15 protein-coding genes and 8 pseudogenes are annotated in these 17336 nt (G+C 69.7%); 6 read left to right on the top strand and 17 right to left on the bottom strand.

Annotation, left to right across the window (positions count from 1 at the left end):
- Positions 1 to 370: 370 nt before the first annotated feature.
- On the bottom strand, positions 371 to 832 hold the full coding sequence (locus tag GKE82_RS30305; protein ID WP_154735870.1) for an SRPBCC family protein: 462 nt from the start codon (positions 830 to 832) through the stop codon (positions 371 to 373).
- A 125-nt stretch (positions 833 to 957) separates the two neighbouring features.
- Here GKE82_RS30305 and GKE82_RS31880 point away from each other — a divergent pair.
- Positions 958 to 2167, top strand: a pseudogene (locus GKE82_RS31880) (lipid-transfer protein).
- A gap of 21 nt (positions 2168 to 2188) precedes the next feature.
- Here the strand turns inward: GKE82_RS31880 and GKE82_RS26520 are convergent.
- The gene (locus GKE82_RS26520; RefSeq protein ID WP_309233852.1) at positions 2189 to 3112 is read right to left on the bottom strand and encodes an aldehyde dehydrogenase family protein; all 924 of its coding nucleotides are present in this window, start codon (positions 3110 to 3112) and stop codon (positions 2189 to 2191) included.
- Here GKE82_RS26520 and GKE82_RS26515 point away from each other — a divergent pair.
- Positions 3105 to 3824, top strand: a complete 720-nt coding sequence (locus tag GKE82_RS26515; RefSeq protein ID WP_309233851.1) for an AarF/UbiB family protein — start codon at positions 3105 to 3107, stop codon at positions 3822 to 3824. The two genes, GKE82_RS26520 and GKE82_RS26515, sit on opposite strands and share 8 nt — an antisense overlap.
- Positions 3754 to 4341, top strand: coding sequence for an AarF/UbiB family protein (locus tag GKE82_RS26510; RefSeq protein ID WP_154735868.1), 588 nt, complete (start codon positions 3754 to 3756; stop codon positions 4339 to 4341). Before GKE82_RS26515 ends, GKE82_RS26510 begins: the two co-directional genes overlap by 71 nt.
- A 14-nt stretch (positions 4342 to 4355) precedes the next feature.
- Here the strand turns inward: GKE82_RS26510 and GKE82_RS26505 are convergent, their stop codons facing one another.
- The 5 genes and pseudogenes from GKE82_RS26505 to GKE82_RS31870 all read right to left on the bottom strand — a co-directional run.
- Positions 4356 to 4790, bottom strand: a complete 435-nt coding sequence (locus GKE82_RS26505; RefSeq protein ID WP_154735867.1) for an SRPBCC family protein — start codon at positions 4788 to 4790, stop codon at positions 4356 to 4358.
- Positions 4787 to 6225: pseudogene (locus GKE82_RS31875) on the bottom strand (flavin-containing monooxygenase). Before GKE82_RS31875 ends, GKE82_RS26505 begins: the two are co-directional and overlap by 4 nt.
- Positions 6226 to 6402: 177 nt before the next feature.
- Positions 6403 to 6920, bottom strand: a pseudogene (locus GKE82_RS27585) (alpha/beta hydrolase fold domain-containing protein); the annotation flags it as partial.
- Between the two features lie 332 nt (positions 6921 to 7252).
- The gene (locus GKE82_RS31090; RefSeq protein WP_309233850.1) at positions 7253 to 7792 is read right to left on the bottom strand and encodes an AraC family transcriptional regulator; all 540 of its coding nucleotides are present in this window, start codon (positions 7790 to 7792) and stop codon (positions 7253 to 7255) included.
- Positions 7793 to 7805: 13 nt separating this feature from the next.
- Positions 7806 to 8042: pseudogene (locus GKE82_RS31870) on the bottom strand (AraC family transcriptional regulator ligand-binding domain-containing protein); the annotation flags it as partial.
- Positions 8043 to 8249: 207 nt separating this feature from the next.
- Between GKE82_RS31870 and GKE82_RS31865 the strand changes: the two are divergent.
- Together GKE82_RS31865 and GKE82_RS31860 are read left to right on the top strand one after the other, a co-directional pair.
- Positions 8250 to 8720, top strand: a pseudogene (locus GKE82_RS31865) (SDR family NAD(P)-dependent oxidoreductase); the annotation flags it as partial.
- Positions 8692 to 9006, top strand: coding sequence for an SDR family NAD(P)-dependent oxidoreductase (locus tag GKE82_RS31860; protein ID WP_196189497.1), 315 nt, complete (start codon positions 8692 to 8694; stop codon positions 9004 to 9006). The pseudogene GKE82_RS31865 and the gene GKE82_RS31860, both read left to right, overlap by 29 nt.
- A 362-nt stretch (positions 9007 to 9368) precedes the next feature.
- On the opposite strand, the pseudogene GKE82_RS26470 reads toward GKE82_RS31860, so the two are convergent.
- From GKE82_RS26470 to GKE82_RS29515, 9 genes and pseudogenes are all read right to left on the bottom strand, one after another.
- A pseudogene (locus tag GKE82_RS26470) lies at positions 9369 to 10909 on the bottom strand (long-chain fatty acid--CoA ligase).
- 115 nt (positions 10910 to 11024) lie between these two features.
- Positions 11025 to 11684 (bottom strand): AMP-binding protein, encoded by a 660-nt coding sequence (locus tag GKE82_RS30300; RefSeq protein WP_255451192.1) that lies wholly within the window; start codon positions 11682 to 11684, stop codon positions 11025 to 11027.
- 94 nt (positions 11685 to 11778) lie between these two features.
- Positions 11779 to 12087: pseudogene (locus tag GKE82_RS30295) on the bottom strand (AMP-binding protein); the annotation flags it as partial.
- A gap of 163 nt (positions 12088 to 12250) precedes the next feature.
- A pseudogene (locus GKE82_RS31855) lies at positions 12251 to 12553 on the bottom strand (AMP-binding protein); the annotation flags it as partial.
- On the bottom strand, positions 12510 to 14174 hold the full coding sequence (locus GKE82_RS26460) for an aldehyde dehydrogenase family protein (protein WP_154735862.1): 1665 nt from the start codon (positions 14172 to 14174) through the stop codon (positions 12510 to 12512). The gene GKE82_RS26460 and the pseudogene GKE82_RS31855, both read right to left, overlap by 44 nt.
- Positions 14175 to 14179: 5 nt before the next feature.
- A complete protein-coding gene (locus GKE82_RS29530) occupies positions 14180 to 14632 on the bottom strand; it encodes a cytochrome P450 (RefSeq protein WP_375337072.1) in 453 nt (150 codons plus the stop codon).
- A gap of 44 nt (positions 14633 to 14676) precedes the next feature.
- Entirely contained in the window at positions 14677 to 15018 is a 342-nt protein-coding gene (locus tag GKE82_RS29525) for a hypothetical protein (protein WP_230317304.1), read from the bottom strand.
- Positions 14972 to 15160 carry a cytochrome P450 gene (locus GKE82_RS29520; RefSeq protein WP_230317303.1) on the bottom strand — a complete coding sequence of 63 codons (189 nt, stop codon included), beginning with the start codon at positions 15158 to 15160 and terminating at the stop codon, positions 14972 to 14974. The genes GKE82_RS29525 and GKE82_RS29520 overlap by 47 nt, the downstream gene beginning before the upstream one ends.
- A 66-nt stretch (positions 15161 to 15226) precedes the next feature.
- Positions 15227 to 15412, bottom strand: coding sequence for a hypothetical protein (locus GKE82_RS29515; RefSeq protein ID WP_230317302.1), 186 nt, complete (start codon positions 15410 to 15412; stop codon positions 15227 to 15229).
- A gap of 134 nt (positions 15413 to 15546) precedes the next feature.
- Here GKE82_RS29515 and GKE82_RS31850 point away from each other — a divergent pair, with 134 nt between their 5' ends.
- The gene (locus GKE82_RS31850) at positions 15547 to 16161 is read left to right on the top strand and encodes a TetR/AcrR family transcriptional regulator (protein ID WP_196189492.1); all 615 of its coding nucleotides are present in this window, start codon (positions 15547 to 15549) and stop codon (positions 16159 to 16161) included.
- A gap of 860 nt (positions 16162 to 17021) precedes the next feature.
- Here GKE82_RS31850 and GKE82_RS27565 read toward each other — a convergent pair.
- On the bottom strand, positions 17022 to 17336 hold a 315-nt coding region (locus GKE82_RS27565), incomplete at its 5' end, for an MlaD family protein (protein WP_375337071.1).

The raw sequence follows: 17336 nt of genomic DNA, 5'->3' as shown, positions 1-17336 counted from the left end.
GTTGAGGAAGTTTGCGGCCTGGACCCCGGCCCGGACCGTACGTGAACGCCACCGAGGCGACGATCATCGGAAACCAACACAAGCCGCAACGTGAACAGCTTAACTGCGCCGTGAACTCGGTCCGTAGGAGTACGGCCGCCGCAGGGTGACACCACAGTCTTCCCCGCGAGCACGGTGATCGCACCGGCCTCATCGACGCCACGCCTCGTCGTGTCGAACGATCGCGCCGTCACATGACCCAGCTGTGATGCCATCGGTACCCGACCCCTCTCCAGCGTCGATCCGCGAAGACCTACAAGACCTGCCGGCCGTCCCGAGCTCCGGGCGCCACCCCACGTGGGGGTGGCGCCCGGAGCCGAACGACTCCGCTTCACCTCCACCCGAACAAGGCCCTGACCTTCGCGAGCGACTTGTCAGCGGCCTCGCCCCCAGCCTTGGCGACCGCGTCGCCCATCGGTCCGGCCAGCGGCGGGCCGTCGAACGAACTGGTCATCGTGACCTTGCTGCCGCCGTTCTGCGCGGCGACCTCGAGCGACATGGCGAGCTTGACCCCCATCGGACCGTCACCATCGAGCACGAGCTTGGTCGGCACATCGAGCTCGACGACGCGCCACGTGGCCTCACCGGGCATACCCATGATCGTGACCTTCTCGCGGAAGCTCACACCCTCCGCGAGCTCCGGCGGCCCGTCCGGGAACCCGACATGGACCTCGTTCCACTCGCCGTAGCGCGAGGTCGCTGAGCACGGACCAGAGCTCGTCGGGGCTCGTGTCGATCTCGATGCTGCGGCTGACTTCCGGCATGCGTCCCTCCTGGGGCTCGTAGTGCTCATGGACCCCGGGGATCCACCCCAGGTTCGGCGAACGTACCACAAAAACAAGTCGCCTGACCGAGAAATTTGTTAGGCTCAGCGGAGTCCGCCCGATCGGGAGGCAGACACTCGACCGGGAGGCAACAATGAGCAAGCACCGTGTGTTCGTCATCGGCGTGGGCATGACGAAGTTCGAGAAGCCGGGCTCCAAGCAATGGGACTACCCGGACATGGCCCGCGAAGCGGGGACCACGGCCCTGGAGGACGCCGGGGTGGGCTACGAGCAGATCGAGGCGGCCGCCGCCGGCTACGTCTACGGCGAGCTGCTGCGGCGAGCGGGCGCTCTACGAGCTGGGAATCACCGGAATCCCGGTGTACAACGTCAACAACAACTGCTCGACCGGATCGACCGCGCTCTACCTGGCGGCGAACCTGATCCGCGGCGGCCTGAACGACTGCGTACTGGCCGTGGGCTTTGAGAAGATGAACCTGGGATCGCTCGGCGCGACCTTCATGGACCGCGAGCAGCCGACCGGACGCCACTTCGCGACGCTCTTCGACATCTACGCTCCCGAGAGCGGCGCCGCCCGCGGCACAGATGTTCGGCATGGCCGGACGCGAGCACATGGAGAAGTACGGCTCGCGGCCCGAGCACTTCGCGTGGATCGGCTACAAGAACCACAAGCACTCGGTGAACAACCCGTACTCGCAGTTCCAGGACGACTACACGCTCGACGAGATCAAGCGGGCGAAGATGATCTACGAGCCGCTCGCGCTGACGCGTCTGCAGCGCTCCCCGACCTCCGACGGGTCCGGTGCCGCGGTGCTCGCCTCCGAGCGCTTCGTCGACGAGCACGACCTCTGGACCCAGGCCGTCGAGATCGTCGGGCAGTCGATGGTGACCGACATGGCCTCCTCCTTCGAGGACAAGAGCGCGATCAGCGCAGTTGGGGCGAAGATGACCGCGCGGGCCGCCCGCGAGGTCTACGAGCAGGCGCAGACGGGCGCCGACGAGGTTGACGTCTGCGAGCTGCACGACTGCTTCAGTGCGAACGAGCTGGTGACCTACGAAGGCCTGGCCTTTGCCACCGAGGGGGAGGCCCACCTGCTCATCGACCGCGAGGCCACGACCTACGGCGGCGACGGCCCCGTCGTCAACCCGTCCGGTGGGCTGATCTCAAGGGCCATCCGCTCGGCGCGACCGGTCTGGCACAGTGCGCCGAGCTGACCTGGCAGCTGCGCGGGCAGGCCGACAAGCGTCAGGTCGCCGGCGCGAAGGTCGCGCTGCAGCACAACATCGGTATCGGCGGAGCGGTCGTCGTGACGATGTACAAGCCGGCGTCCGCGACCGTCTGACGGCCGCCTTGGTCGTGCGGCTCAGCGCCGGGCGCTGAGCCGCAGGACCTGTCGGAGCGTGCGGCTGACGGACGGCCGGTAGGGAAACCAATGCGGATCGCGGACCGGCCAGTCGCGGCCGACCACGATCGACTGCGGGCGGGTGTACTTGTGCAGCCCCTCGATCCTGTGGCGCACGCCGATGCCCGACTGCTTCCAGCCTCCCATCGGCAGGTACGGGGCACCGAAGAAGATCAGCGCGTCGTTGATCACCACACTGCCGACCTCCAGGCGGCGCGCCAGCGCCTCACCGGCGCGTGCATCGCTTGTGAAGACCGACGCGGCCAGACCGTAGGGCGAGTCGTTGGCCAGCCGGACCGCCTCCTCACGGTTGCCGACGGCCATGACGGGGATCGTCGGGCCGAACGTCTCCTCGGTCATGCAGAGCATCGAATGATCCACGCCGGTGAGCACCGTGGGCTCAAAGAACCGGCCGGGACCTGGGCCGCGGCGCCCTCCGGTGACGGCCACGGCACCGCGGGCGAGCGCGTCTTGGACGTGGCCGCTCACGAGCTCCAGCTGCGCGGCGGTCGTCATCGCGCCGACCTCCACCTCGCCGGCGCCGCCGTGGCCCTGGCGCAGCGACCGCACCTGTTCCACCAGGTGGCCGACGAATGAGTCGTGCACCGGCTCCTCGACGTAGACGCGTTCGATCGACATGCAGATCTGGCCGGCGTTCTGCAGGGCATAGAACGCCGCGGCGCGGGCCGCCCGGTGCAGGTCGGCGTCCTCGCAGACGATCATCGCGTCCTTGCCGCCGAGTTCGAGCGAGCACGGGATCAGGCGACGTGCGGCCTGCTCGGCGACCCGGCGGCCGGTCGCCGTGGAGCCGGTGAACATCACCATGTCGACCTCATCCACCACGGCCGCACCGGCCGCACCTTCCCCCTGCACGACCGTGAGCACGCCCTCGGGCAGCCCGGCGCTGACCCCGGCACCGTCGCAGACCCGCCACGAGCGGACCGGCCGCGCCCTGCGCGAGACGTTCGTGCAGCTGGGGCCCACCTACGTGAAGCTCGCGCAGCTGCTGTCATCAAGCCCCGGGCTGTTCCCGCCGTCGATCACCGACGAGCTGCGCCCGCTGCTGGACCAAGTGCCGCCCGCACCCATCGACACGATCCGCGAGCTCATCAGCGCCGAACTGGGCGCGCCCCCGGAGGAGCTCTTCGTCACGTTCGATCCACAGCCGCTGGCCTCCGCGTCAATCGCGCAGGTACACGCCGCCACCCTGGCGGACGGCCAGCAGGTCGTCGTGAAGGTGCAGCGTCCGGGGATCCGCGGTCGGCTCGCTGCCGACGTGCGGCTGCTGCACCACGGTGCCCGGGGTCTTGAGCGGGCCTCGCGGCTGGGACGAATGGCGAACGCCGTGGGCGTCGTGGAGGACTTCGCTGCCACGCTCGACGACGAGCTGAACTTCGTCACCGAGGCGCGTTCTATGGAACGTTGGAGCGCGAACCTCGCTCGCTCCGGCGGGCACGACGGCGTTCGCACTCCGCGAGTTCACTGGCCGCTGACCACCGCGCGGGTGCTCACGATGGAGCGCGTGGATGGCATCCCGGATCGACGACCTGCCAGGCGCCGCGGCCGCCGGCCTCGACCTTCCCGCCGCGCTCCGTGAGGCCGTCCGCGCATTCCTGGCGTCCGCGTTCGTCCACGGGTTCTTCCACGGCGACATGCACGCCGGCAACCTCCTCGTCGATGCCGACGGGCGCGTGGCCTTCATCGATTTCGGGATCTGCGGACGCCTCGAGCCGAGCGATCTGGAGCTGCTGCGGGTCACGATCCCGGCGCTGTTCCTCGAGCGAGACTACAAACAGCTGTCCCGGGCGGTGTACGGCCTGGGCGCCGTCGAGCGGCCCGGCGCGCTGGGGTCCTCCGCCGAGGAGCTCGAGGCCTTCGTCAGGCCCCTCCTCAAGCAGACCCTCGCCGAGATCTCCTACGGCGAGATCCTCACGCAGATCGCGGCGATGGGAGCCAAGTACGGCTTCAGGATGCCCCGGTCGCTCGTGCTGATGGCCAAGCAGGCGCTGTACTGCGAGCGCTACGTCAAGCTCATCTCTCCCGACTGGAACATGCTCGGCGACCCGGACATGCTCGCGGTGCTGTTCAGCCAGACACAGCCCGCCAGCGCATAACGCGCTACCAGCCGTCAGGCCTCGGCGAGGAGCGCCGACAGCCGGTCCAGCGACCGGTCTGCCCTCGTCCCCAGCCATGGCTCGAGCTGCCCCTTCAACGGTCGCAGCGCGAAGCCCCCGATCTTGGCCGTGAACGCGACGCAGCTGCCACCGTCGCGCTCCCGGATGCGGAAGTCGACCTCCATCTTCGCGCCGCTGGTCCCCTTGCCGCGAGCCGCGAATCGCGCGGGCACGTCCAGATCGGTGATCTCCCAGCTCACCTCGCCGGGAATCCCGAGGGCGCGGACCTTGTGACGGAAGCGCAGGCCGATCTCCGCCTCGCTCGGGACCTCTCCGATCCAGCCTTTGTGCAGGACGAACCACTCGGGCCAGCGCTCAAGGTCGCAGACGAGCGCGGCGACCTCCTCGCGGGATCCGGCGACCTCGCGAACGCGGCTGATCTCGATCATCCGACGGCGCCCTCGCGAACGCGTTGCGGCTCGAGGTCGAAGTCCTGCAACTCGGGCCGGCGCAGCATCGCCCGATGCCGGGCCGGGCTCCACGGCCAGACCTCGGGCACACCGTCGGCATCCAGGTACCAGCTCACGCAGCCTGACGCGAACACGGTTCCCTTTGCCGCCTCCCGCAACTCGGCGACATACGCGGCGGTGGCATCCTCGCGCGGGGTCACGTGGGCCACGCCGCCACGCTGCAACCGGTCCACCCACTGCACGATGTACTGCGCCTGCGCCTCGGACACCGAGATGATCGACTGGTTGCCGACCGGGCTGTGCGGGCCCAGGATCGTGAACAGATTCGGGAACCCCGGCAGGGCAACCGTGCGATAGGCGTGGCCCGTCGGCCCACGCATCCTCCAGCGTGCGTCCCGCGGGTCCGATGACCCGCATCGGTCGCAGGTAGGCGTGGGCGTCGAACCCGGTGGCCGCGATCAACACATCGAGCTCGTGCAAGCGACCGTCGGCGGTGACGATGCCTCGCGGCTCGACATGGTCGATCGCCGCAGTCACGAGGCTGACCGCGTCCTTCTGCAGCGCCGGATAGAAACCAGCCGACATGATCAACCGCTTGCACAGGGGCACGTAGTCGGGCGTCAGCTGCCGCCGCAGCTCAGGATCCCGCACGGCCAGCCGCAGATTCAGGCGCACCAGCGCGGAGACGACCGAGCGCTCCCAGCCGGGGCGCGACCACGGCCTTGGCGAAGATCGCCTCGATGAGCCTCTGGTAGAACCCGTGCGCGAGCCGGTTCAGCGGCGGGATATGGCGGAAGACCCACCGCGTGGAGGCGGGATAGCGACGGTTGGGGACCGGCAGGACCCATTGCGGCGTGCGCTGGAAGAGCGTCAGATGGCGCGCCCGACCCGCGAGCGCCGTGGTGAGCTGTACTCCCGTGGATCCGGTGCCGATCACGCCGACCCGGCAGCGCTCCACGTCAATCGACGGGTCCCAGCGGGCTGAATGCACGACGCGGCCGGCGAACGTCTGCAGACCCGGGATGTCGGGGATCTTGGGGTGATGCAGGATGCCGGCGGCCGTGACCAGGACATCCGCCTCGTCCTCCGATCCGGTTGCCGTACGCAGCCGCCAGCGACCGTCCTGCCAGCGCGCCTCGGTGACCTCCTCACCGAACCGTATGAGCCCTCGCAGCCCGAGCTGGTCCGTCGTACGGACGAAGTAGTCCTGGATCTCCGCCCCGGGCGAGAACCCCATCGACCAGTCCGGATTCGGGGCGAAGCTGTAGGAGTAGAACCGGCTCGGAACATCGCAGGTGATGCCCGGGTAGCGGTTCTCACGCCAGGTGCCTCCCACCTCGTCAGCCTTCTCGAAGATCACGACGTCGCCGTGACCGGCTTCGCGCAGCTTGTGCGCCATGCACAGACCCGACATGCCGGCGCCGACGATCGCCACACGCAAGGGCCGGACCGTTCGATGAAGCCGGGTGGCGATCGCCCTGCCCAGGCTCTGGATCGCCCGGTCCGCGCCAGCGAGGCGGCCGGCCTGAAGGTGAAAGTCATGCCACAGCCCGTCGAAACGCTCGACACTCAGGTCAGCGCCGGCCGCACCCGCTGCGCGGATCAGCGCTTCCCCGTCGACCGCCAACGGGTCATCACCCGCCGCGTGGAGCAGCATCGGCGGAAGACCGCTCAGGTCGCCGCGCCCGGGCGACACCGCGGACGAGGCGACGTCGGCCTTCCGTGCCACGAGCGCCGCCCAGTGCCGCAGCGCGGATGCCCGCAGCAAGGGGTCGCGAGTGTTGTCGCGGCGCGTTCCGGCGAGGTCGACGCCGAGGTCCAGCCACGGGCAGATGAGCGCGACCACGGCCGGCAGCGGCTGCCCGGCGTCCCGACGCAGCATCGCCAAGGCCAAGGCCAGCCCACCGCCGGCGGAGTCCCCGGACAGCCCAAGGCAGGCGGCGTCGTAGCCGAGCTCCAGCAGCCCCCGAACGCGGCGTCGGCATCGTCGAGCGCGGCACCGTGCGCATGTTCGGGGACGCGGCGATAGTCAGGCACGAACACCGGCGCACCCGTCGCCGAGCTCAGGTGCGCCGCCAGGCCGCGATGCGATCGCGCCGAGCCGAGCACGAACCCGCCCCCATGCAGGTGCAGCACCGCAAGATCACGCGCGACGCCAGGAGCGCTCACCCACTCCCCGGGATACCGCCGACGACCTCCGAGCGCACGCGTGTCCCGCGCGGCAGCGACGAGGTGATGCCACCGACGTCGGCGGCGAGCCGCTGGACCTGACGCGGGACACCGGGGCGCAGGACCGGACCGGCGAGATACCGCAGACCGACCCGGAACGCCGGCGCGGGGACCTGCGGCAATGTGCGAGCTGGAGCCATGTCCACCAAGATAGCAGTCGCGCGACTGAAAAGTAACAGGGCTTGGCGACGGGCGGCCGCCGCGGATCGCGTTCAGCTCAGCGCGCTCGGTGGCTTACCCTTCCAACGCGTGAACGCATGCGTGAACGCGGTCGCGTCGGAGTAGCCCAGGCGCGCAGCGACCTCACCGACGCCGAGGCCGACAGTCTCCAGCAGCTCCACCGCAAGCACGGTGCAGACTTCTTGCCGGAGAGCGCGAAAGGTTGTGCCGTCCGCCGCGAGGTGGCGTCGCAACGTACGCACGTCGAGGTGCAGCTCGGACGCAAGGTCAGCCATCGAGGGCATGGCATCGGGCTGCTCCAGGAGGCGCGCACGGACACGCGCAGCGGCTCCGGACCTCCGCTGGCGAGCTTCGAGCAGCCGTTCGCACTCAGCCTCGACCGCGCGCCGGATGGAAGGGTCTGCTTGCGGCATCGGCCGCGCAAGCACGGCGTTCGCGATCACGAGCTCCCGCCGCGGCCCGTCGACGTGCAGCGCAAAAGCGTGGTCGCCCAGCTCCCTCATCTCGCCGAGGATCGCTTCGATGATCGTGGAGATCGCGGTGAGCTCGCGTTCGACCAGGAACCCGCGCACATCCTCCGGGATCGTCCTCGTGAAGGAGGATACGCAGCACGTCTGCCTCCGGGCGGACCTCGGGGCGCAGGAACGCCGAGCTCAGATGCACGTAGCGCAGACCGACCTGGATCGCGTCGCCCACGCTGGCGCTCGTCAGCACCACGAACCCCCAGACACCCATGGTGGGAAGCCGATGACGCCGACCGACCTCGGCGCCGAGACCCGGATTGGCGCCAAGGCGGGCAAGGAGATTGCGCGCCACCTGCATCTCCCTGGGCACCCTGCACGATCGTGGCGGGGTCCTTCAGCTGCAGCGCGGTGAGCCCGGCGCCCTGCAGGAGCTGCTCGCTGCTCAGTCCGTGTTCGAGGCCCACGTCATGGAGGATGGCGACCCCAGACGGGCCGCGCGCAAAGTCCCAGGCAGGTGCCACCCCACATCATGTCCGAAACCATCAGGTGATTGTCCGCTCGCATCATGGGCAACACGCCGCGAAAATGGCACGCTGGCCTCCATGAGGATCTCCACCATGCGAACCACAGCTTTGGTCGGTGCGCCCGGCAGAGCACCGGCCGGAGTCGACGTCGCCGTTCATCCCCACAACCACGGCGAGTCCCTCTCATGAGCCGCCTAGAGCTCCGCGGCAGCACGGTCCTGATCACCGGTGGGGGCGCCGGTATCGGCCTCGCGCTCGCGCAGGAGTGTGCGAGCCGCGGGGCCCGGTGCGCGCTCTTGGACATCAACGCAGACGCCGCGGCCGCCGCCGCCGCTCGATTGGGTGGCGGCGCGCTCGCGCGGGCGGTTGACGTCACCGACCTCGAGGCGCTGGAGCAGGCCTGCGGCGAGATCGCTGAGGAGACCGGCGGCATCGACGTCCTCGTGGCCAACGCCGGGATCGGCCCGGTCTCGACGACGGTCGATGCCGGCGACCGCGAGCACCAGCGGCGCGTGCTCGACGTCAATCTTCACGGGGTCTGGCACACGCTCTGGGCCGGCGTGCCACGTCGTCGCGCGTCAGGGCCACGTCGTGGTCATCTCGTCGGTGGCCGCATTCATCCCGGCCCCGGCCTGGGCTGCCTACGGTGCGAGCAAAGCGGCCGTGGAGGCGTTGGCCCGCGCCCAGCGCCATCGAGCTTGCCCCGACCGGCACGACAGTCGGCGTTGCACATTTCGGCCTCATCGACACCGCGCTGGTCGAGGCGTTCTCCGACGACCCGCTAACCGCGCGGTTTGAAGCCCTCATTCCCGCGCCGGTGCGCGGTCGCGCGGCGCCGAGCGGTGCTGCCAAAGCCGTCGCCAGCGGCATCGAGCGCCGTGCGGCGCGCACGATCTACCCCCGCGCCTACCTACCGCTCTACGCGCTGCGAGGCATCGCCGGCCCCTTGGCCGACGCTGCTCTCACGCACCTGCCCAGCGTGCAGCGCCTGCTTCGCCGAAGTCCGCGAGCGCGACCACCAACAGGCCGCCGCGCGAAGCAAAGTGGCCACCTGACCAGGACGACGGCCACTCGCGCGGCTGAGCCGTCCGACGGCTCAGGCCCCGAGGTGTGACGTGCGCCGCGCTCGGGTCCCAGTCGATCCCTCAAGGCTCTGTTCTTCAGGAGCCGGCGAGCTGTCGGGCGTAGCGCGCGCGCAACTCCCGCTTGAGGATCTTGCCGGCGCCAGACAGCGGCAGCTCGTCCAGGAAGTCGATGCTTCTCGGGGTCTTGAACCCGGCGATCATGCTCTTCACATGCTGCTGGAGCTCGTCGGTCGTCACGGACTGGTCGGGCGCGAGCACGACGACGGCGTGGACCCGTTCACCCCAGCGCTCATCGGGCAGCGCGATCACCGCACACGCGGCGACGGCGGGATGCAGGCTCAGCGCGTTCTCGACCTCGGCGGAGTAGACGTTCTCACCGCCGGTGACGATCATGTCCTTGATGCGGTCGACGACGTAGAGGTAGCCCTCGTCGTCGAGGTAGCCCGCGTCCCCGGTGTGCATCCAGCCGTCGCGCACGGCGGCGGCGGTCTCCTCCGGCTTGTTCCAATAGCCCCGCATGACGTTTGGTCCGCGCACGATGATCTCGCCGACGGTGCCGTGCGCGACCGGGTTGCCGTCCGGGTCGCAGATACGCACCTCGGTGTGCGGGGCCGCGCGGCCGCCGGAGGTCAGCTTGCGGCGTGCGGCGTGGTCCTCGCGTCCGAGCAGCGTCGCTGCCGGTGAGAGCTCGGTCATTCCGTAGGACTGGGTGAAGCTCACGTTCGGCAGCCGCGCGGTGGCGCGTTCCAGGACGCCGAGCGAGATCGGTGAGCCGCCGTAGATGAGGTGGCTCAGGCTGGACAGGTCGTGATCGGCCAACTGAGGATGGTCGAGCAGCATCTGGATCATCGTCGGAACCAGCATCGTGGCCGACACCTGGTGGCGGTCGATGGCCTGCATCACGGCGACGGGCTCGAAGAACGGGACCATGACGTGGGTTCCGGCCAGGACGGTCTGCGCGACGCAGGCGGCCAGGTCGGCGAGGTGGAACATCGGCGCGCAGTGCAGGAAGCGGCTGCCGGACGCGAGCAGCTCACCGCTGGCCAGGCTGCCCAGCGCGGAGGAGAGCAGGGAAGCGTGGAGAGCATCACGCCCTTGGGGAACCCGGTGGTGCCGCCGGTGTAGAAGATCCCCGCCAGGTCATCGCCGCCGCGCCGCGCGTCACCGACCGGGGTGCTGTCGGCGATGAGCTGCTCGTAGGCGAGCATGCCCTCCGGGGTGGGCTGCTCGCCGGTGTGGATGAGCGTGGTGACCGGATGCTCGTGCGCGGCGAGCGCGGCGATCATCGCCGTGAACGCATCGTCCACGAGCAGGACGCGCGTGTCGGAGTCCTGCAGCGAGTAGGCGATCTCCGTCGGGCTCCAGCGGATGTTGACCGGGTTGACCACCCCTCCGGCCCACCACACGGCGTAGAGGTACTCGAGATAGCGGTCGGAGTTCAGCGACAACATCGCGACCCGATCGCCCGGCTGCACGCCGATCTGCCGCAGTGCGCCGGCCATTCGCGCGACGCGCCCGCAGACCTCGGCGAAGCTGCGCTCGCGCTCACCGAAGAGCGTCATCGGCCGCGCGGGTGCCTGGTCGACGGCGCGGTGGAGGGCCTGTGTGAGTTCCATGTCTTGCTCCTGTGTTGGTCGTCGGGGCGAGCGGGCCGCGCGCGAAGGGCGGCGTCGGGCGTGTCTGCCCTGCGGCCGCGGCACACCCGCCGGGGCCGCCCCGCCCCTGCCGGCGTCAGATGCGGCTGCGCTGCTGCCAGTAGCGGTCGCGGAGCCGTCGCTTGAACAGCTTGCCGGAGTCCTCCCGCGGCAGGTCATCGTCGAACACCACCACGCGGGGGACCTTGTACTTCGCCAAGTGGCGGCGGACGTGGTCGCGGACATCCTCCTCGGTGAGGACGGTGTTCGGATCGATGTCGATGTGCGCGGCGAGGACTTCGCCGAGGTCCTCGTCCGGAATGCCGAAGACCGCGACGTCGCGGACGCCGGCAAGGCTCATCAGGCATTGCTCGATCTCGGCGGGATAGACGTTGACGCCGCCGACGATGGCCATGTCCTTGACGCGGTCGGTGAGGAACAGGAAGCCGTCGGCGTCCAGGTGTCCGACGTCGCCGAGCGTCAACCAGCCGTCCAGGTCGATCTCTGCGCGCTTGTCGGCCGCGCCCTCGTAGGTGAAGTCCGGCCAGGCGCTCGGCGGGCGGACGTACACCTCACCGTCCTGGCCGGTGGGGACGTCGGCCCCGTCGGCGTCGATGATCCGGACGTGGGCGTCGGCGATCGGGCGCCCGACGGTGCCCGGATGGGCCAGCCACTCCTCGGAGTCGCAGAGCACGACCATGCCGCTCTCCGAGCCCCCCGTAGTACTCAGGACGATCGGTCCGAGCCAGTCGATCATGGCGCGCTTGACGTGGACCGGGCAGGGGCGCTGCGGCGTGGACCACGGTCTGCAGCGAGGAGATGTCGTAGCGTTCGCGGACCGCCGCGGGCAGCGCGAGCAGCCGGGAGAACATCGTCGGGACCATCTGGACGTGGTTGATCTTGTGCGCGTCGACCAGGCGCAGGAACTCCTGCGGTTCGAACCGCGACATGATCGTCAGGTCGATGCCCAGCGCGGCGGCGAACAGCGCGTGCGCGTTCGGTGCGGTGTGGTAGAGCGGCGCCGGCACCAGCGTGTGCATGCCCGGCGCCAGCCGCATCCCCGTGACGAAGAGCTCGGCCATCGCGGCGTCCTGCTCGGGCGTGGTCGCCGCGCGGCGGATGCCCTTCGGCCGTCCGGTGGTGCCCGAGGTGTAGATCATGCTCATCGGTGCGCTCTGCGAGGGCACCGTCCCACGGCTCAAGACCGGCCAGCCACGACTCATATGAGAGCTCGTCGCCACCTTCGATGGCGGCGGGGTGATCGCTTGCCTCGCTGTCGGTCGGGACGGTGATGATCGTGCTGCCGTCGAGTGCCGCAGCCGCTACGCCGGCGCGGAGATCCTCGTGGACGAAAACGATCCGGCTGGCGCTGTCGCGGAGCAGGTGCTCAAGCTCGGCGCCTTGCCAGTGCCAGTTGACCGGAACGGGGACGGCGCCGGCGAGCCGTACCCCGGCGCTGATCTCCAGGAACGCCACGTCGTTGCGCAGGACGATCGCGATGCGCGTTCCCGGCGTCGCACCGAGCTCATGCACACCGCGGGCCACTCGCAGCGCCCGCGCGAAGAGCTCGGGGTAGGGGCGTTCACGTGCGCCGCAGCGCACGGCGGGCGACACCGTCGTGCTCATGAGATCGTCCCCTTCGTGTCCGTGCGGGCGCGGCGCCCCGGCAGGCGGGCAGGCGTCGGCGTCCGCGCCCGCCGAGGGCACGCAGCAGCGCGCCGATGAGCGCGCCCTTCCAGGGCGTGGTCGGGTACCAGTGGGGCTCTCGGCGCAGCGGCAGGCGAGCGACGACGACCGCCTGCTGGCGGCAGTACTTCTGCACGCCGGCGGCGCCGCCCATCCGCGCTCCGATCCCGGAGGTCTTCCAGCCTCCGTGCGGCAGCGAGGCCGCTTGGAGGTTGGCGAGCACGTCGTTGACGTTGACCGCTCCGCAGTCCAGCCGGCTGGCGATCGCCCGCCCGCGCTCCAGGTCCCGCGTCCAGACCGACGCCGACAGGCCGTAGTGCGAGTCGTTGGCCAGCGTGATCGCCTCTTCCAGGCCGCTCACGCGCATGACCGGCAGCACCGGTCCGAACGTCTCCTCCTGCATCAGCGGCATGCTGTGGTCCACCTCGGAGAGGATCGTCGGGGCAAAGAAGTCGCCCTCGCCGTCCAGGCATGTGCCACCGCAGCGGACGACGGCGCCACGGGAGACCGCGTCGCGGACCTGCTCCTCGACGTGGCGCAGCTGTGCCGCAGTCGCCATCGCTCCCAGGTCAAACCGCTGGCGCACGTCTCCGGCGCCTTGGCGGACGGCAGCGACCTCTTGCTCGAGCAGGTGGAGAAAGTCGTCGTAGACCGCGTCCTCCACGTAGATACGCTCCACCGAAACGCAGGTCTGGCCGCTGTTCATGAGGCCCCCGAACGCCGCCCCGGCCGCGGCACGAGCCAGATCGGCGTCACGCATGACGATCATCGGATCTTTGCCACCGAGCTCCATGCCGTACGGCTTCAGCTGCTCGGCGGCCCGGCGTGCGACCAGTCGGCCGGTCTTGGTGGACCCGGTGAACTGCACGAAGTCCACGGCATCGACGAGCGCCTCGCCGGTGCCGGCGTCGCCGACGACCCGGTCGAGGATCGGCGGGGCCCCGAGGTCCTCCCGCCAGCCGCGCACGACTTCAGCAACGGTCAAGGGCGTCTCTTCGGACGGCTTGATCAACACTGCGCACCCGGCCGCAAGTGCCGGGATGGCGTCCATGAACGCCAGGCCCAGCGGGAAGTTCCACGGGCTGATGATCCCGACCAGCGGATGCGGCCGGTACAGCAGGTGCAGTTCCTTGCCGACGACGGTCGCCCCGTGTGGGCGGCGGCGCTGCGGCGCCAGCCAGTCGCCGGCGTTGCCGCCGATCCACCGCAGGTGATCGAGCAGCACCGGCACCTCGATCTCGGCGTCGCGGCGGGCCTTGCCCGTCTCGGCCTGGAGCAGCGCGGAGAGCTCGTCGGCGTGGTCGCAGAGCCAGTCCCGAAGGAGGTCGAACCACCGGCGCCGGCCGTCGGGCCCGAGCGCCTCCCACTGTGGTTGGGCCTCGCGGAGCGCCTGCGCGCGGCGGACGACCTCTGCGGGGTCGTCGATCAGGCATGTTCCGACCAGCCGCGAGTCGGCCGGGCAGCGAACCTGCAGCGTCCGACGCTCAGCCCGGCCTCGGGCGAGCGCTGGATCTTCTGGGCGGGCCACTGCCGGTCCGGCGCCTCGGTCGCGGACGGACATCGCGCTCAGCCGCGCCGACGGACGGGCATCGTGTTGTACTGGTTGAGGAACAGCGCCTTCATGCGTTCGGGCTCGCCCGCGAGTTCAAGGTCGGGCATCCGGCGCAGCGTCTCCTCGATCCACACGCGCAGCTCCAGGCGTGCCAGGGCGACGCCGAGGCAGAAGTGTCGTCCGCCGGCACCGAAGGCCTGGTGCTCCTTGATGTCCTCGCGCTGGATGTGGAAGCGCTCGGGCTCGGAGAACACCGTTTCGTCACGGTTGCTTGAGAGGTACCACATCAGGACCCGGTCGCCCTCGCGGATCGTGTGGCCGTGAAGCTCGACGTCCTTGGTGGCGGTCCGGCCCATGAACGGGAACGCGGGGAAGCACCGCAGCCCTTCCTCCACAGCGGCGGGGATCAGCTCGGGACGGTCAAGGAGCAGCTGATACTGCTCGGGGTCCTCCATCAGGGCGAGCATCGTCGAGCTGTAGGTAGCCCGGGTTGAGTCGTTGCCCGCGGCCATCAGCAGCAGGAAGAACAACGGCAGCTCGAGCTCGTTGAGCTTCTCCCCGGCGACCCGGCATCCATCAGCGCCGTGAGCAAATCATCCGTCGGGGCGGCGACGCGCTGCTCGACCAGCGCGCCGACGTACTCGAGGATCTCCTGGAAGAGGAGGTCGGTCTGGCCGGGCTCCGGGGCGTACAGCGGGTCTTCAAAGGCTGTGAAGATGTTGGTCCAGTCGATGAGCTTCTCGTCGTCCTCCTCCGGGATGCCGAGCATGTCGCCGATGACGCGGGCGGGGATCGGGCGTGAGACGTCAAGCACGAGGTCGAACTGCTCGCGGTCCACCACCCGATCGAGCACCCCCGTTGACGATCTTGCGCACGTGGGCCTCATGGCTGGCGATGCGGTTAGGGGTGAAGGCCTTGCCGACGAGCTGCTTGAGGCGGTCGTGGCGCGGCGGGTCCATCGAGATCATCTGCTGCTGCTGGACGAAGAGCGGCACGCCGATGTCGTCGACGTGGACGATGCCGCGCCGCTCGGAGGAGAACGTCTCGTAGTCCCCGCGTCATCACCCTGATGTCGGCGTGGCGCGTGATCGACCAGAACCCCCTTCCTCCGGGAAGCGCTTGAGCGGGCTCCAGTGCAGCGGGGCCTCCCGGCGCATCTGGGCGAACAACTCGTACGGCGGACGCGGATCCCAGAGATCGAAGTCTCCGAGGTCAACCTGCGAGAGGTCAACGGTGGCGGTGCTCACGGGAACTCCCTGGACGACAACACGGACCCGCACAACTTTACGCGATGTCAAATCTCGTGTCAAGATCTTGATTGGCGCCACACGCTGACCGGCCTCCTCGAGCAACAGGGCTCGCGCGATCAGCGGGCGCCGCGGTGGACTACGCTGGATCGCGTGCCAAGCCTTTCGCGGCGATCCCTGACGACGGAGGCCAAGCGCGTCCAGACCGAGCAACGCCTCATGCGGGCGGCGACCGATCTGCTCACGGAAGAGCCTCGTTCGCTGAGGTCAGCGTCGACCAGATCACGCGACGTGCCGGCGTCTCGCGCCCGACGTTCTACGCCTACTTCCGCGACAAGCGTGACTTGGTTCTCCGTCTGGGTGAGGCGTTGGAGCGCGATGTGGCGGCCAGCGCCGCTCCGTGGCTGGAGGCCTCCCAAGGAAGCCCCCGTTCCACGCTCGAGGCGGTGCTGGGGGCGTTCACCCGCCATCGCAGCACGGTCCGCGCGCTCGTGGAGACGGTGAGCTACGACGCCGAGGTCGCGGCCTTCTGGCACCTGCTCCATGAGCGCTTCCTGCAGAGCGCCGAACTGCGAATCACGCGCGAGGCGCCCGGGATCGACCCAGAGGTCGCGCTGGCCCGCGCCTACGTGCTGGTGTGGATGACCGAACGGGTCTTCACCGAGCACCTGTCGTCTCCACGCGTGGACGAAGGCCGACTGCTGGACGCGCTGGACGCGGTCTGGAAGCTCGCGATCGAGCCAGAGTAGCCCTACCGGAGTCTCGGACACGGCGGTGTGCTCACGGTGCCGCCTGCACGAGCTGGGGGAACATCGATGGGTGTCGACCGCCGGCGTCGATCGGGCCCTGCGCCTTGCATGGTGGCGGGCCTCCCAGGCCGATGATCGGCGGAACCAGCGGCGGCGGATTGGACAGGTGCTGGCAGCTGAATGCCTGCAGGTCTTTGATGTAAGGCCGCCGGGCGCCGGGTAGGGGTTGGAGCGGCTGAACGGCGAGCGGTCCTTGGCGATGTTCAGCGTCTCGTTGGAGAGCGGGATGATCAGCCGCACGTAGTGCGTCTGGCGGCCGCTGGCCGATGGCGCCGTCTTCTCGGTCGCGGCCGCGGTCATCGCCCATGACCGCGTGAAGTCGGTGCGGTAGGCGTTCAGGAACTGCGCGGCCGGCACGAGGTTGCCCGCCAGCGGTGAGAACCGGTCCAGCAGCGGCCCGGCGACCTGCACGACCTGCTGCAGCGCGCGCAGGCCACTGCTCGCGCGGCGCGTGACGCCATCGAGTGGCCGGGCGGTCGCCCGCAGCTCAAGGCCCACGCGCTCGGTGCCCTGAACCGTGTTGTCGAGTTGGCCCGCGACCGGCTGCAGCTCACGCAGACTCGGGCTCAGCATCCGTGAGAGGCGGCCGGCGACCGGTGAAAGGGTGCGCAGGCGATGCAGGAACCCGGGCAGTGCGCGGATCGTGGCCGACAACGCGCGGCTCTCAGACGCCGTGGCGCGGAACACGTCGTTCCCGGAGGAGATCAGCTTCCGGGTCGACTGGTCGCGGCGACCGAACGTGGCGAACACCGTGCCCGCGTCGGCGGTCAGTCGCCGCAGCGCTACGCGCTGGCGCGCCATCACGCCGAGCACGCCGCCAGCGTCGTCGACGACCGAGGGAACATGCCGGTGATGTCGCTGATGTTCTGCGCTCGCCGGTCGACGGCGTCTGACCAGCCGGCGAGCCACCGCTGCAGGTTCCGGCGGCTTGGCGGGTTGAGGGCCTTGAGGACCTCGTCGATCTCGACGGTCGATCCGACATGCGCGTCGGGGATCTGTCCGCCTTCCGCGATCATCGGAGCTCCGACCTGGCGGTTGCCAGGGGTCAGTTCGATGTACGCCTCCCCCAGCAGTGTCTTGCGTCGCAGGATCGCCCGGGTATCGCGGGGCAGCGG

The organism is Conexibacter sp. W3-3-2, from assembly GCF_009707605.1.
Classification (GTDB): Bacteria; Actinomycetota; Thermoleophilia; order Solirubrobacterales; family Solirubrobacteraceae; genus Paraconexibacter; species Paraconexibacter algicola.
The sequence above is the reverse complement of the archived record's forward strand: the minus strand, read 5'-3'. Positions and strand labels throughout refer to the sequence as shown.